15 protein-coding genes are annotated in these 14,898 nt (G+C 66.1%); 10 read left to right on the forward strand and 5 right to left on the reverse strand.

What is annotated here, in order from left to right; translation table 11 throughout:
* On the reverse strand, positions 1 to 1,744 hold a 1,744-nt coding region (locus VFH65_RS21265), incomplete at its 3' end, for a diguanylate cyclase domain-containing protein (protein WP_353324030.1).
* A 546-nt stretch (positions 1,745 to 2,290) separates the two neighbouring features.
* Here VFH65_RS21265 and puuE point away from each other — a divergent pair.
* The 4 genes from puuE to VFH65_RS21285 are packed head-to-tail and all read left to right on the forward strand — an operon-like array spanning position 2,291 to position 5,026.
* Positions 2,291 to 3,211, forward strand: coding sequence for an allantoinase PuuE (puuE, locus tag VFH65_RS21270; protein WP_353324031.1), 921 nt, complete (start codon positions 2,291 to 2,293; stop codon positions 3,209 to 3,211).
* A gap of 26 nt (positions 3,212 to 3,237) precedes the next feature.
* On the forward strand, positions 3,238 to 3,672 hold the full coding sequence (locus VFH65_RS21275; protein ID WP_353324032.1) for an ester cyclase: 435 nt from the start codon (positions 3,238 to 3,240) through the stop codon (positions 3,670 to 3,672).
* A gap of 38 nt (positions 3,673 to 3,710) precedes the next feature.
* Positions 3,711 to 4,196: a histidine kinase gene (locus tag VFH65_RS21280; protein ID WP_353324033.1), complete on the forward strand. Its 486-nt coding sequence runs from the start codon at positions 3,711 to 3,713 to the stop codon at positions 4,194 to 4,196.
* Between the two features lie 23 nt (positions 4,197 to 4,219).
* Positions 4,220 to 5,026 (forward strand): DUF4097 family beta strand repeat-containing protein, encoded by an 807-nt coding sequence (locus tag VFH65_RS21285; RefSeq protein ID WP_353324034.1) that lies wholly within the window; start codon positions 4,220 to 4,222, stop codon positions 5,024 to 5,026.
* On the opposite strand, the gene VFH65_RS21290 is transcribed toward VFH65_RS21285, so the two are convergent.
* Both VFH65_RS21290 and VFH65_RS21295 read right to left on the reverse strand, forming a co-directional pair.
* On the reverse strand, positions 5,023 to 5,463 hold the full coding sequence (locus tag VFH65_RS21290) for a nitroreductase family deazaflavin-dependent oxidoreductase (protein ID WP_353324035.1): 441 nt from the start codon (positions 5,461 to 5,463) through the stop codon (positions 5,023 to 5,025). The two genes, VFH65_RS21285 and VFH65_RS21290, sit on opposite strands and share 4 nt — an antisense overlap.
* A gap of 15 nt (positions 5,464 to 5,478) precedes the next feature.
* On the reverse strand, positions 5,479 to 6,318 hold the full coding sequence (locus VFH65_RS21295; RefSeq protein ID WP_353324036.1) for an NAD(P)H-binding protein: 840 nt from the start codon (positions 6,316 to 6,318) through the stop codon (positions 5,479 to 5,481).
* An 81-nt stretch (positions 6,319 to 6,399) separates the two neighbouring features.
* Between VFH65_RS21295 and sigI the strand changes: the two genes are divergently transcribed.
* Positions 6,400 to 7,245, forward strand: coding sequence for an RNA polymerase sigma factor SigI (gene sigI, locus VFH65_RS21300; protein ID WP_353324037.1), 846 nt, complete (start codon positions 6,400 to 6,402; stop codon positions 7,243 to 7,245).
* Here the strand turns inward: sigI and VFH65_RS21305 are convergent.
* Both VFH65_RS21305 and VFH65_RS21310 read right to left on the reverse strand, forming a co-directional pair.
* Positions 7,232 to 8,947, reverse strand: a complete 1,716-nt coding sequence (locus VFH65_RS21305) for a cytochrome c biogenesis protein DipZ (RefSeq protein WP_353324038.1) — start codon at positions 8,945 to 8,947, stop codon at positions 7,232 to 7,234. The genes sigI and VFH65_RS21305 overlap by 14 nt on opposite strands.
* A 97-nt stretch (positions 8,948 to 9,044) precedes the next feature.
* Positions 9,045 to 9,713, reverse strand: coding sequence for a fasciclin domain-containing protein (locus VFH65_RS21310; RefSeq protein ID WP_353324044.1), 669 nt, complete (start codon positions 9,711 to 9,713; stop codon positions 9,045 to 9,047).
* A 167-nt stretch (positions 9,714 to 9,880) separates the two neighbouring features.
* Between VFH65_RS21310 and dxr the strand changes: the two genes are divergently transcribed.
* From dxr to VFH65_RS21335, 5 genes are all read left to right on the forward strand, one after another.
* A complete protein-coding gene (dxr, locus tag VFH65_RS21315) occupies positions 9,881 to 11,053 on the forward strand; it encodes a 1-deoxy-D-xylulose-5-phosphate reductoisomerase (protein ID WP_353324039.1) in 1,173 nt (390 codons plus the stop codon).
* Positions 11,050 to 12,264, forward strand: coding sequence for a M50 family metallopeptidase (locus VFH65_RS21320; protein ID WP_353324040.1), 1,215 nt, complete (start codon positions 11,050 to 11,052; stop codon positions 12,262 to 12,264). The genes dxr and VFH65_RS21320 overlap by 4 nt, the downstream gene beginning before the upstream one ends.
* Positions 12,265 to 12,275: 11 nt before the next feature.
* Positions 12,276 to 13,454, forward strand: a complete 1,179-nt coding sequence (gene ispG, locus VFH65_RS21325) for a flavodoxin-dependent (E)-4-hydroxy-3-methylbut-2-enyl-diphosphate synthase (RefSeq protein ID WP_353324041.1) — start codon at positions 12,276 to 12,278, stop codon at positions 13,452 to 13,454.
* Positions 13,455 to 13,509: 55 nt separating this feature from the next.
* Complete coding sequence (locus tag VFH65_RS21330; protein ID WP_353324042.1) at positions 13,510 to 14,364, forward strand: GNAT family N-acetyltransferase; 855 nt, start codon at positions 13,510 to 13,512, stop codon at positions 14,362 to 14,364.
* 30 nt (positions 14,365 to 14,394) lie between these two features.
* Positions 14,395 to 14,898: GNAT family N-acetyltransferase (locus VFH65_RS21335; RefSeq protein WP_353324043.1), on the forward strand; the 504-nt coding region annotated here is incomplete at its 3' end.

Genomic DNA, 14,898 nt, shown 5'->3' on the forward strand with positions numbered 1-14,898 from the left:
AGAGGTTGATCGCCACCGGAAGTGAGTGGCCGCGCGCATGCCAAAGCCTGGTGTCGCCGAGGGCGCGCTCCACGACGAGCTCGGTCAGGTCATGCATGAGCGCGTTCTGCCGTGCCAGTGGCAAGAAATCGTCCGGATAGAGAATTCCCCGCTCGGGATGCAGCCACCGCACCAATGCCTCCACCCCGATGATCTCGCCGCTGCACAGGCTCAGCTTGGGTTGATAGTGCACGGCAAGGTCGCCGTGCTCGATGGCGTGGCGAAGCTGGGCGAGCAGCTCCATCGCCGCTCGGGTGGTGACCGGACCGCCGGCCTCGGGGCTGTAAACGAGGTAGCGGGCCTGGGCCCTCTTTGCCCGATACATCGCGATGTCGGCGTGGCGCAGCAGGGTTGCGATATCGCGCCCGTGTTGCGGGCTGAGCGCAATGCCGATGCTGGCACCGGTCTGCACGTGCAACCCTTCCAGCTCGACCGTCTCGTCCAGAGCTCTGATGAGTGCGGCGGCGGCCTCGACCGCGCGGTCCGCGCCGACATGCGGAAGCAGCAGCGCGAATTCGTCTCCGCCGAGGCGCGCCAGGATATCGTCTTGGCGCAAGGGAATTGCGAGCCGGTCGGCGACCACGCACAACAGATCGTCACCTGCTGCGTGTCCGAGCGAGTCGTTGACGTCCTTGAAATGATCGAGGTCCAACAGCAGTAGCGCGAAGGCTGATTGCGGGTCTGCGCCATGACGCTCCGGCGACAGCAGTGTGGCCGCCTGATGGTAGAAACCGCGGCGATTCAGCAGTGAGGTCAGATCATCGGTCTGCGCCAGATGGGCATGTTCTCCCGCGTGGCGTGCTTCGAAGAAAGCCACCGCGAGCCGACCGAGTGCGGCGAGCAGCGTCGCCGCGGCGAGATAGCCTGCCGCCGGGGTCACGGGCGTGTACCGGGCGGCGACCAGAACCGTTATCGCCGTCGCGGCGGCGACCAGCGGCGCGGCCAGCGGCAGCCAGATAGGCGGGACATGCGCGGTCGCAGGCCGTTGATACCAGCCGGGCGCAGCACCCACCAACGCGACTGCGATGACCCATAACCCATCGATGTATCCGCCGATTTCGTAACCGCCCACTGGCGACCGGAGCAGGAACGTGGAATCGACGATCACCAAGACGATCAGCCCGCCGGCCAGCCACCACAACGCCGTCGGCGGGCGCCACCGGAACAACGACATCGCGGCGACGACCAGGGCAAGCAACAGCAGGTCCCCCAGGGGATACCCGAGGTTGGTGGCTGTCTGCGCGAAACTGCCGCCCAGATGGGTCAACACGGTAGGCAGAACCACGGCCGCCGCCACCGTCGCGGCGCCCAGTCCGGCGACGATGCCATCCAGTCCGAGACCCAGCGGCAACCGGTCCACCCGCGACCGCACCAGCAGCAGCAACGCGACGTAGAGGCACACATAAAAGTTCCACCACAGCACGTCGGCGATCGAGGGCGCGGGCGGCGGGTCCAGAGGGCGGACGAACCACAGGTAGATCGACTTCGCCAGCGCGAAGGAGATCAGGCCGACCAGCACGAAACGCCAGGCTTGACGGTCGGGCGATGACCTCGGCATCCGTGCCAGACACAGCGCGACGACCGCCCAGCAGGCCAGGTTCTGCAGGATCCCGTCCATCCACCACGAGTAGCCCTGATGTGCACGCACGCCGGGCACCGCGGTGATCAGAAAGGCAAGGATGACGGCGAGCGAGACGATCTGCACCAGTCGATGCCGGCCGGTCGGCCTGCGATCCCATGAACGAGCCGCCCGACCCGAGGCCCACCAAATCCTCGCCAACTCCATGCCCCGGCCAGCAAGTGAGCAAAGGCGGGCGGATCGCTTCGCTGCAAATGACTTGGCTGGTTCACCACAATAGGAGTCGCGGGCCTCTGTCGCGTCCGGTGACGGGTTAGCTGGGTGGTCGACATTTTGGGAAACTGCCTGACCCGTGCCCTCGGTTGCCCCATCCGCAATGGCGTCGGACGTGACGCGGGCAGCTGGATATGCGTCCGCACGTTGACTTCCGCGTCGTTCGATCGCCAACCCACCCCCCGATGGTGCTCGGCGGTGCCGCCCCTCGATCATCCGCCGTGGTGCCGAGTGTGCCTGGCGAGATTGCTGGTGTCCCGCGTTTGGCTGTCTTTGCGCAGAAAAATACCGCGTCTTTGCCGTGCGACAGTATTCGCTGCGCAATTCGTTGTCTCGCCCCGCTCACGCTGCGGAATGCGCAGCCCGGCCAACCGCCTTGCCGGCTGACACAATGCCTGCATGAGTCTGGGTTCAGCCGACGCCTATCCGCGGGACATGGTCGGCTATGGGCCGAATCCGCCGAACCCGCAGTGGCCGGGCGGGGCGAACATCGCGATCCAGTTCGTCCTCAATTACGAAGAGGGCGCGGAAAACAATGTGCTGCACGGTGATTCGTCCTCGGAGGCGTTTCTCTCCGAAATCATTGGCGCGCAGCAGTTTCCGAACCGGCATATGAGTATGGAGTCGCTCTACGAATACGGGTCGCGCGCGGGCCTGTGGCGGGTGCTGCGGGTGTTCGACCGCCGCGGGCTGCCGTTGACGATCTTCGGCGTGGCGATGGCGCTCGCGCGTAATCCGCAGGCAATTGCGGCTTTTCAGGCCCGCGGCGACGAGATTGCCTGCCACGGCCTCCGTTGGGTGAGCTATCAACTCGTGGAGCCCGAGGAAGAGCGCCAGCATCTGAACGAGGCGGTACGGCTGATGACGGAGCTGACCGGTGAGGCGCCGTTGGGCTGGTACACCGGCCGCGATTCGCCGCAGACCCGGCGGCTGGTCGTCGAACACGGCGGCTTCCTGTACGACTCGGACTCGTACGCCGACGACCTGCCGTACTGGACCGTTGTCGACGGTGCCGACCATCTGGTGGTGCCCTACACGCTGGACACCAACGACATGCGCTTCGCCATCGCAGGCGGCTTTCCCAGCGGCGACGAGTTCTTCACCCACCTGCGCGACGCATTCGACGTGCTGTACGCCGAAGGCGCGGCGGGCTCACCGAAGATGCTGTCGATCGGCCTGCACTGCCGACTGGTCGGCCGGCCTGCGCGCACGGCAGCGCTCGAGCGCTTCCTCGACCATGTGCAGTCACACGACAAGGTGTGGATCGCACGTCGCGTCGACATCGCACGGCACTGGATCGAGCACTTTCCACCGGGCTAGCCCCGGCCGCGGATATCGTTGGCTCTGTGGCTGATTCGTCGGACGATGCGGTCCGGGACATGGTGGAGTGCCTGTATGCGGCGATAGACCGGCGGGACTGGTCGCGGGTCGAGGTGATGGTCTCGTCGCGAGTGGTTATCGAGGTCGGCAGTTCGGCGCCGATCGGTTGGGACGTGTGGCGCGCCAACCTGGACGTCTTGTACAGCGGCTTTCCCGACGGCCGCCACGTCATCGAGGAACTCCTCGTCGACGGTTCCCATGGCATATCGCGATCCCGCTTCACCGGCACTCATACCGGCGAGTTTCACGGCCTGGCGCCAACCGGAACCAAGGTCTCGGCTGGCGTGATCCACATCGACCGGTTCCAGGGCGACATGCTCGTCGCGCACCGCGGCCAGATCGACATGTACGGGCTGTTGCAGCAGCTCGGGGCCGTAGGTGGACCTTCTGCGTCAAAGTGACACTTGTGATGACGTCATAATGATGTCACCATGACGTCATGGATTTGCAGCCGTACGTCGAAGCGGTCCGGCACGAGCTGACCGTCGCCGCCGCGGCCGGAGGGCCGGAAGCGGCCGAGCTCGCCGAGCGGCTCACCGCGCCGTTGGAGTCGGCCATCCGACTCGCTCTGCTGGAAGCCCTCTCCGAGGGCGCCGAGCTGATCACGCGCGAGCTCGCGCCGGGTTCGGTGGAGGTGCGGCTGCGCGGCCGGGATCCAGAGTTCACGTTGACGCCGGCCCCGGCCGAGCAACAAGACGCGCCGCCACCCTCGACACCGGAGTTCGACGACGACGGCGGCACCTGGCGCGTGACGCTGCGACTTCCGGAACGCTTGCGGACCGCAGTGGATTCTGCGGCTCGTGGCGCAGGCCTTTCGGTGAACGCGTGGATGGTCCGCGCGATCGCAGGCGCGCTCGGCGCGGGTCAAGCCGGACGGCGCTACGACGGGCCGTCAGGCAAGTCCTTCAGCGGCTGGGTCCGCTAAACCTCAACGACAGGAGAAAAACGATGCCCACATTCGCGACACCCGAACCGATCCTGGCCTACATCGAGGTGGTCACCGGCTCCGTCCGGCTGAGCGCCACCGACCGCGACAACACCGTCGTCGAGGTCCGGCCCCGCGATCCTTCTCGGTCCTCCGACGTCAAAGCGGCTGAGCAGGCGCGGATCTCGTATCGCAACGGCAAGCTCGCCATCACGGCAGGCAGGAAGTACCTGTCCATCGGCCGCGGCGGAGCGGTCGATATCGAAATCGCCCTGCCGTCGAGGTCCAGGTTGGAGGCATCCTCGGTCTCCGCGGATGTGCACGCCGACGGCGCCCTTGGCGAGTGCCGGTATTCGACCGTCAGCGGAGCCTTGGAGCTCGATACAGTCGACGGAAACATCAAGGCGGACAGCGTGTCCGGCGATTTGGATACGCAAAGTGTCAAGGGAAACGTGGCAGTTTCGACGGCCTCGGGCAACGTGACGATCGATCACCTCGAGGGTGACGTGAAGTTCCAGGCGGCAAGCGGCGGTCTGACGATCGGGCGGCTGCGCGGCAACGCCAAGGCACAAACGGCATCTGGCTCGGTCGCGGTCGCTCGGGCCGTCACCGGTGCGTTCACGGCACACACCGCCAGCGGTGAGGTGGAGGTCGGAATACCCGAGGGCACTGCCGCGCGGCTGGATCTGCGGACGTCATCCGGGGTGGTGACCAACGCCCTGGCACAGGCCGATGGCCCGGCCGAGGACGACGAAACCCTCGTCGTGCAGGCCAGGACCGGTTCCGGCGACATCATGGTGCGCCGGGCGTCGGATCCCGCGGCGGCCTAGGCGGGGTCGAAGCGAAAAACCGGACACCTGCCGGCCAGCGCCTCGAACTCTTCGGGAGTTCCGTCGCTGACAAGTCCGGACCGTTTGCCAAACCCCACACCGATCGGCACCTCGACAGGGAAGGCCCGCAGCACAGGACGTGCCTCGTCAGGGCTCAACTCAACGATCTTGACTTTCCGTGTCTTGCGGCCACGTGACAGCGTGCCTGCGCCCGCGGCGCGGGCGTTGAGTGCCCAATCTGCTCGGGGAAATCCGGCAACGGTGTAGAGGCCGCCCTGGAATTCGAACGGGGTCATCGGCGTGCTGCGCGGGCGCCCGGATTTGCGGCCGGGGACGGTCAACACCATCGCGGGCCCCGTACGTATTCCGAGCTTCTGCAATCCCTTCACGATTCGGTTCATCGGCTTGAGGTACCGAGGCGGACGGGGATCGGACATGGCTTGTCTCCCTTGTCAATTGGCGAACAGGTGGCAATGCTCGGAAACCCAGTCTGCAAATGTCTGGGCTGGCCGGCAGAGGATCTTCTCCACCTCGTGGGTGACCAGCGCCGGCTTGTCGGCGGTCGCGGCCAGGAAGGCGATGTAGGCGTCGGCGAACTCCGCGGCAAAGCCCACCGAAATGAATCGCTCTCGGACGAACTCCGGCGCAACTTCCTGATACCTCAGTTGGCGATCGAGCGCCGAACCGATGATCTCCACCAGCTCGGCGTTGGTGAACGCCGCCGGCCCGGTCAGCGGAATCCGTTGACCCACAAAGTCATCGGTGAGCAGCGCCTGAGCCGCGACCGCCGCGATATCGGATTCGACGATGGGCGCGGTCGACGCCGACGCGTAAGGACCGCTGACCACGTCGCCACCCTTGATCTGCGGCGACCACATCCCGGCGAAGTTGGTCGCGAAGACCGTTGGCCGCAGGCTCACCCACTCCAGACCCGAGTCGACGGCGAGCTGCTCGACCTCCTTGTTGCGGTCGCCACGGAACCGCGACGGCTGACGAGAAAAGTCGTCGTCGGCATTGATCGCCGATAGCGCGACCAACCGGGTGACCCCTGCCCGCTGCGCCAGTTTCACCACATCGGCGAGCTCGTCGCCTAGGGCGCGCGAATTGAGAAACACCGCCGACGCGCCAGCCAGACCGTCGGCCGCTGAGGTAACGACCTGCACGCCGTCGGGGAACTTCGCTGTGCCGGGATTGCGGGTGACGGCACGCACCTCGGCGCCCGCACTGACCAGCTGTGCTACCAGCGGACGGCCGACATTGCCGGTGGCGCCCGTGACAAGAATTGCGTTCATGACACCAAGGACGGCGCCGCGACGGGAAAAGTTACACGCCGGTGTGAGTAACTTTTTGCGACGCTGATTCGTCCTTAATGCATGAGCGATTCACCGGCGGTGGAGACGGCGTGGCGTAGTCATCGCCCGTACCTGGTGAATCTCGCCTACCAGATGCTCGGCGACGTGGGGGAGGCCGAAGACGTCGCACAGGAGGCGTTCCTGCGGCTTTCGCGGACGGAGCCCGACCAGATCGACGACGTCCGCGCCTGGCTGACCGTCGTTGCCGGCCGCCTGTGCCTGGACCAGCTGCGGTCGGCGCGCGCAAGGCACGAACAACCCGACGAGTCGGGAGCCCTCGACGCGAGCGCGTCAACGGAGCTCGATCCGGCCGACCGCGTCACCCTCGACGACGAGGTTCGCACAGCGCTGTACGAAGTCCTGCGACGGCTGAGTCCGGGTGAGCGGGTCGCGTTCGTGCTTCACGACGTCTTCCAGATGCCCTTCGAGCAGATCGCCGAGGCGGTGGGTAGGCCGGTCGGCACCTGTCGGCAACTGGCACGGCGGGCGCGGTCGAAGTTCTCCGATGCGCCGCCTCGGGTATCGGAGGTGACAGATGTCGAGCACCAGATCGTCACCGAGAAGTTCATCACCGCATGCGCGAATGGCGACTTGGAGTCCCTGACCGCAGTGCTGGATCCGACGGTGTGGGGGGTGGCAACCTTTGTCGGCGGCGGACCCGACCAGGTCAACCACGGGCGGGACGCGGTGGCGCCCAATCTTCTGCGGTTCCTCGGCCACGGGGCGACCCTGGTCGCGGGGCCCGGCGGCGAAGTACTCGGCTTCGCCGACCGCAGGCTCGCGGTGGTGCTTGTGCTGACCGTGCGCAACGGGCTCGTCGCGAAGATCGAGGCGACGGTGGACCCGCCGACCACTATCCGTAGGTGAACGAAAACGCTTGCAGCCCTGTGCTTAACCGCACCTCGACCAAACCGCGGCTGATTGCATCGTCGGCAACAATCTGACGAAGCGTCGGCGGACCGCTGACGGGCATTTCCTTGGACTCGCCGTCGCGTGTGACCGTTACGGTGCCTGTGCCGCCGACCACCACATAGACGTTGCGCGCTCGGTAGTTCAGCTGGATGCTCGAGTCTGCGCCGTCGGCGGTGGCGCCCTGGTAGTCGAGTGTCCACCGGCCTCGATAGGCGAAGCTGTCGTCAGGTAGCGCGGCGGGGTAGTCGAACGTTGCGGTGCCCTCGTCGTACATGCCTGTGCCGCCGTAGTTCACCACTTTGCCGACACCCAAATAGGTCTCGGCGGTCAGGTCGGGCGGGGGAGTGGTGTCGACGGCTTCGGTCGGCGCCGGCAGCGTGGTGCCCGGGTTGGCGTCGGAGAGCAGTTGCCGGATCAGCGATTCGGTGGCCGCGTAGTCACCTTCGCCGAACTTGATGTGGCGGACGGTGCCGTTGGCATCGATCAGATACTTGGCAGGCCAATATCTGTTGCGGTAGTTCGTCCACGTCGAGTAGTTGGGGTCCAGCGCTACGGGATAGGTGATGCCGAGATCCGCGGCCCCGCTCGCGACGTTGTCGGGCACGCGCTCGAACGCGTACTCAGGCGTGTGCACGCCGATCACCTCGAAGCCGGCGCTTTTGTAGGCGTTGTACCAATCGACGATGTGGGGAATCGCGCGCTGGCAGTTGATGCACGAGTACGCCCAGAAATCCACCAGAACGACCTTGCCGCGCAACGACTTCAGATCTACGGCGGAGCCGTTGGGGGTGTTCAACCAACCGGTGATGCCGGTGATGTCCGGTGCGGTGCCGCAGCTCTGTGGCTCCGAAGCGCCGTTGGTGCAGTTCGACAGTTCACGGTTCTGGTCGTTGACGATGCCGCCGAGGTTGAGCTTCTCGCGGATCTGCTCGTCACCACCAACGGATTCCTGCAGTGTGCTTGTGTAGTCGGGAATGGCGCGCTGCAGTGCGGCGGGCAGGTTGAACACCAGCGCGACGGCCAACAAGATGGTGACAATGCCTGCCGCGATGCGGATCTCGCGTTGTCGGCGGCGAAACGACGCGACGCGCTCTGCGACGCGACGGCCGGCAAGCGCGAAGAACAGCAGCGGCAATGCGGCGCCGACCGCGAACGACAGCGTCAACACGATGGTGGGCAGTCCGATCGTTCCCGTCGCACCCGCGATGACGATGGCCGCCAGCACTGGGCCCGCACACGGTACGTACAGCACACCCAGTGCGAGGCCAAGGCCGAAACCGCTGCTGCCAGCGCCGAACTGCTTCTGGGGAAGTCGCGCGAACGGCTTCTCCAGCAGCGCCTCGATCTTCGGGAAGATCAGGCCGAGTCCGATTGCCACCAGTGCTCCGAGCGCGACCCACCGAATGGCGTCCTGCGGCAGTTTCAGCAGTGACAGCAGCGCCGAACCCACAAGGGTGACAACGGAAAAGCTCAGCACCAGGCCGGCGATCACCCGGTACGGCCGCAAGGTTTCAGACAGCGACGTTTTCGTGGCGACAGCACCTGCGCGGGCGCTTTGTGTGCCGGAGAAGAAGATCACCGGCAGAACGGGAAGGATGCACGGCGAGATGCCGGTGATCAAGCCACCGAGAAAGCCGATGAGTACGAGAGTGAACATGGACGAAGTGCTCGCTTTCGTTGCGCGAGCAGACGCAGAATCGCACGAAAGTTACTCGGGGAGTGCGATTCTGCGTCTTCTCGCGGTAGAAGGTGACCTAGTTGGCCGGGGGCATCAGGACCGTGTCGATGAGGTACACGGTGGCGTTGGCGGTGCGCACTCCGCCGCACACCACGCCGGCGTCGTTGACCTTGATTGCGTTCCCGCCGCCGGTGACAGTCACGTCAGCGCCCTGCACGGTCTTGTGCGTACCGATCACCTGCGCGGGGCTGGCCTGCCCGGGCACCACGTGATAGGTCAGGATGCTGCTCAACAGATCCGAATCGGTCTTGAGCTTCTCGATGGTGGCCGGGTCGATCTTCGCGAACGCGGCGTCGGTGGGGGCGAAGACCGTGAACTCGCTGCCGTTGAGCGTGTCGACGAGGTTCACGTTCGGGTTCAGCTTGCCCGACACCGCCGAGGTCAGCGTGGTCAGCATCGGGTTGTTCGACGCCGCGACGGCCACCGGATCCTGTGCCATGCCCGTCACCGAGCCCGGACCGGTGGGATTCTGCGCGGCATAGTCTGCGCAGCCGGGGCCGACGAGGTTGGCGGCGGGATCCATCGGCTGTTCCATCGGCGCCGGTGCGGCGGTGGTGGCGGCCACACTCGAACTGGTCTCCGCTGACGCGGAGGTGGAGGCGTCGTCCGAACATGCGGACACGGTCAGGATGGCGGCAGCGGTCAGGCTTGCTGCGGTAAATGCCTTGCGGTACTTGATCTTCATTGGGTCTTGCTCCCTGGTCATGGGCGGACGCTCTGCCCGCCCTCTGCACTGACACCGGGTATTCGGAGTGACGACCATCACGGATGGATGCGATTTCGAGCGCGTCACATTTGCGTCACACCTAGGCGCGCGCGGGTAAGCCGGCCGCGACGCGGCACAATGGATCGGTGAGCAGACGTCAGCGCGTGCTGATACTGGGCAGCACCGGCTCGATCGGTACCCAAGCGCTCGAGGTCATCGCCGACAACCCGGACCGCTTCGAGGTCGTCGGGCTGGCCGCAGGCGGTGGCAATCCAGCGCTGCTGTCGCAGCAGCGCGCCCAGACCGGCGTCACCAACATCGCGGTCGCCGACGATGCCGCGGCCACGCAGGTCGGCGATGTCACCTACGCCGGGCCAGATGCCGCCACCCAGCTGGTGGAGAACACCGAAGCCGACGTCGTGCTCAATGCCCTGGTGGGCGCGCTCGGCCTCAAACCCACCCTGGCCGCCCTGGCCAGCGGCGCGCGCCTGGCACTGGCCAACAAGGAATCGCTGGTCGCCGGCGGCCCGCTGGTCCTGAAGGCCGCCAAGCCAGGGCAGATCGTGCCCGTCGACTCCGAGCATTCGGCGATGGCCCAGTGCCTCAGGGGTGGCACCGCCGACGAAGTGGCCAAGATCGTGCTCACCGCGTCGGGCGGCCCGTTCCGCGGCTGGACCGCCGATCGGCTCGACCACGTCACGCCCGAGCAGGCCGGCGCGCATCCCACCTGGTCGATGGGCCCGATGAACACGCTCAACTCGGCGTCGCTGGTGAACAAGGGCCTGGAGCTCATCGAAACGCACCTGCTGTTCGGCATCGGCTACGACCGCATCGAGGTCGTCGTGCACCCGCAGTCGATCGTGCACTCGATGGTGACATTCACCGATGGCTCCACCCTGGCTCAAGCCAGCCCGCCCGATATGAAGCTGCCCATCGCGCTTGCCCTTGGCTGGCCGGCGCGAGTGCCGGCAGCGACCCTGGCCTGCGACTTCTCCCAGGCCGCGACCTGGGAGTTCGAGCCGCTGGACGCCGAGGTTTTTCCGGCCGTCGAGCTGGCTCGCGAGGCCGGTACGAAAGGCGGCTGCCTGACCGCTGTCTACAACGCGGCCAACGAGGAGGCAGCAGACGCCTTCCTCAGGGGCCGCATCCGCTTCCCGGCCATCGTGCGGACAATCGCCGAGGTCGTGCGCGCCGGGGACCAGTGGGCGGCCGAACCAGCTACCGTGGATGACGTACTTGACGCGCAACGCTGGGCCCGTGACCGGGCCAAGAGCGCGATTGAGCGTGAGTTTGCGGAAGAAGGAATAGCCACCAAATGATGTTTGTGCTTGGCATCGTGGCGTTCGCGCTGGCCATTTTGGTATCAGTGGCACTGCACGAATGCGGCCATATGTGGGTGGCGCGCGCGACCGGCATGAAGGTGCGCCGCTACTTCGTCGGCTTCGGTCCTACGCTGTGGTCGACGCGCCGGCCCAACGCACTGGGCTCGACCGAGTACGGCGTCAAGGCCATCCCGCTGGGAGGGTTCTGCGACATCGCGGGCATGACGTCCATCGAGGAACTGGCGCCCGACGAACACGAGCGCGCCATGTACAGGCAGAAGACATGGAAGCGCGCTGCGGTCCTGGTCGCAGGCCCCGGCATGAACTTCGTCATCGGTCTGGTCCTGATCTACGCCATCGCGGTCATCTGGGGACTGCCGAACCTGAACGCGCCAACCACCGCCATTGTTGGCGAAACCGGTTGTGTCGCAGCGCAAATCAGCAAAGACAAGATGGCGGAGTGCAGCGGCGCCGGCCCGGCGGCCGACGCAGGCATCCGGGCAGGCGATGTGATCGTCAAGATCGGCGACACCCCTGTCGCCACCTTCGACGAAGCCCGGTCCACGCTTCAGAAGGCGTCCGGTCCAACCCCCGTCGTCATCGAGCGCGACGGCGAACAGATCAGCACGGTCGTCAACGTCGCCCAGACCCAGCGGTTCACCGGCGAGGGCGACGAGGTCTCGACGGTGGGCGCCATCGGCATCAGCGCCGCGCAGTTCGGGCCGACGCAGTACAACCCGCTGTCGGCGGTGCCTGCGACGTTCGCGTTCACCGGCGACCTGGCCGTCGAACTGGGCAAGTCGCTGGCGAAGATCCCCACCAAGATCGGCGCGCTGGTTGACGCCATCGGCGGTGGTGAACGCGACCCCGAGACACCGATCAGCGTCGTCGGTGCCAGCATCATCGGCGGCGACACCGTCGACCACGGGCTGTGGGTGGCGTTCTGGTTCTTCCTGGCCCAGCTGAACTTCGTGCTCGGCGCGATCAACCTCATTCCGCTGCTGCCGTTCGACGGCGGCCACATCGCGATTGCGGTGTTCGAGAAGATTCGCAATATGATTCGTTCGGCACGCGGCATGGTGGCCGCGGCGCCGGTGAACTATCTCAAGCTCATGCCCGCTACCTACGTAATCTTGGTAGTGGTGGTCGGCTACATGCTGCTGACCGTGACCGCTGACCTGGTCAACCCGATCAGGTTGTTCCAGTAGGAGACTTAATAATGTCCACCGGCTCCATTGGTTTAGGTATGCCGGCACCGCCCGCGCCCACCCTGGCCCCGCGACGCAAGACCCGTCAACTGATGGTGGGGGACGTCGGCGTCGGCAGCGACTATCCCGTGGCCGTGCAATCGATGACGACCACCAGGACCCACGACGTCAACGCGACGTTGCAGCAGATCGCCGAACTCACGGCGACCGGATGCGACATCGTCCGAGTGGCCTGCCCCCGGCAGGAAGACGCCGACGCGCTGGCCGAGATCGCCCGGCACAGCCAGATCCCGGTCATCGCCGACATCCACTTCCAGCCCAAGTACATCTTCGCCGCGATCGACGCCGGTTGTGCCGCCGTGCGAGTTAATCCCGGAAATATCAAGGAGTTTGACGGCCGGGTCGGCGAGGTCGCCAAGGCAGCAGGCGCGGCAGGTATCCCGATTCGCATCGGCGTCAACGCCGGCTCGCTGGACAAGCGCTTCATGACCAAATATGGCAAGGCCACCCCGGAGGCCCTCGTCGAAAGTGCGCTGTGGGAGGCGTCGCTGTTCGAGGAGCACGGCTTCGGTGACATCAAGATCAGCGTGAAACACAACGATCCGGTGATCATGGTCGCCGCCTACGAACTGCTGGCGGCCCGGTGCGACTACCCGCTGCATCTCGGCGTCACCGAGGCAGGCCCGGCGTTCCAGGGCACGATCAAGTCCGCCGTCGCGTTCGGGGCCTTGCTGTCTAAGGGAATTGGCGACACCATCCGCGTATCGCTGTCGGCGCCGCCCGCCGAAGAGGTGAAGGTCGGCAACCAGATCCTGGAATCGCTGAACCTGCGGCCGCGCGGCCTGGAGATCGTGTCGTGTCCGTCGTGCGGACGCGCCCAGGTCGACGTCTACACGCTGGCCAACGCCGTCAGCGCCGGGCTGGACGGGCTCGACGTCCCGTTGCGTGTCGCGGTAATGGGTTGTGTGGTCAATGGTCCCGGTGAAGCACGCGAGGCGGACCTCGGGGTTGCGTCAGGTAACGGCAAGGGCCAGATTTTTGTCAAGGGTGAGGTGATCAAGACCGTGCCCGAGGCGCAGATCGTCGAGACCCTGATCGAAGAGGCGATGAGACTGGCCTCCGAAATGGGTGAAATGGGTGCGGCACCCGGGACAGACGCAAGCGGTTCGCCGATTGTGACCGTAAGCTAAAGCACGACCCTGTGAGCGGGGTCACCACCGCCCTGGACCGGTAGAAAGAGTCTCCATGTCGGCTCCGCCGCTTTTTCGCTTCGTCGATGAGCGACGGGTATCGGTGGTCCGTGACGCCACGGCGGTGCGCCACGTGCTCGACGACGATCCCGTTGGCTCCTGCATGGTGGCCTCGCGGGTGGCAGAGCACGGCATCGAACCGTCCGCCATCGGTGGTGAGTTGTGGACACGGCGGCGCGCGAGCGAATCGCTCTGCTACGCGGGCGCCAATCTGATCCCGCTACGCGGCGAAGTCGATGACCTACACGCGTTCGCCGACAAGGCGATGAGCACGGCGCGGCGATGCTCATCGCTTGTGGGCCGCGCCGAGTTGGTAATGCCGACGTGGCAGCGGCTCGAACACGCCTGGGGCCCGGCGCGCGACGTGCGCGAGCACCAGCCGCTGATGGCGTTGAGCACCGCACCGAACTGCCCGATCGACCCGGCCGTGCGGCCAGTCCGAGCCGACGAACTCGACGCGTACCTCATCGCGGCCATCGACATGTTCATCGGTGAGGTCGGCATCGATCCGCGCGTCGGCGACGGTGGACGTGGCTATCGGCGCCGGCTCGCCGGATTGATAGCTGCCGGCCGTGCATGGGCCCGCTTCGAGCGGGGCCAGGTGGTCTTCAAGGCAGAGGTCGGATCGCAGTCGCCGGCGGTCGGCCAAATCCAAGGTGTGTGGGTGCATCCCGATTGGCGCGGCCGCGGCATGGGCACTGCCGGCACCGCCGCGTTGGCGGCCGCGGTCGTGCGCAGCGGTCGTATCGCCAGCCTGTACGTCAATAGCTTCAACACCGTCGCGAGGGCCACCTACGCACGCATCGGCTTCACCGAGGTGGGAACGTTCGCGACGGTTCTGCTGGATTGACGGCCCGGGCCGCTGGTTAGGCTTCACGTCATGACCGAGGACGACGGCAGAGTTGCCCGCAGAGAAATCGCCGACGCGCTGGTACGGGCACTCGAACGCCGGCACGAGCTTCTGGATGTGGTCGTGGAATCCGAGGACTACGACGCCGCGATCGAAGCGATCGCAAGCCGGCTCGGCACGTCACACGCTGCAGGCGAAGCGGTGCTCCGGTTGTCATTCGACCGGCTCACCCGAGTGTCGCGGCGCAGAATCGCGGCCGAACTCGAGGATCTGAACAACCAGCTGAGCTTCACCATGGGGGAGCAGGCGAGTTCCGAGCGGAACCTCGTGCTGCGGCCATTCGCGGCCGACCTGGACCGCGACATCTTCGCCGCGCGCACAGACGACATGCGTTCGGCAGGAGACGGCTCGGGTGCGCCCGCCGGCGATCTCGACGACGAGATTCGCGCCGCCGTCAGCCGGGTCGACGCCGAAGAGGCGGCGTGGTTGGTGGCCATAGACGGATCACACAAGGTCGGCATGGTGTTCGGCGAG

Source organism: Mycobacterium sp., from assembly GCF_035697385.1.
Classification (GTDB): Bacteria; Actinomycetota; Actinomycetes; order Mycobacteriales; family Mycobacteriaceae; genus Mycobacterium.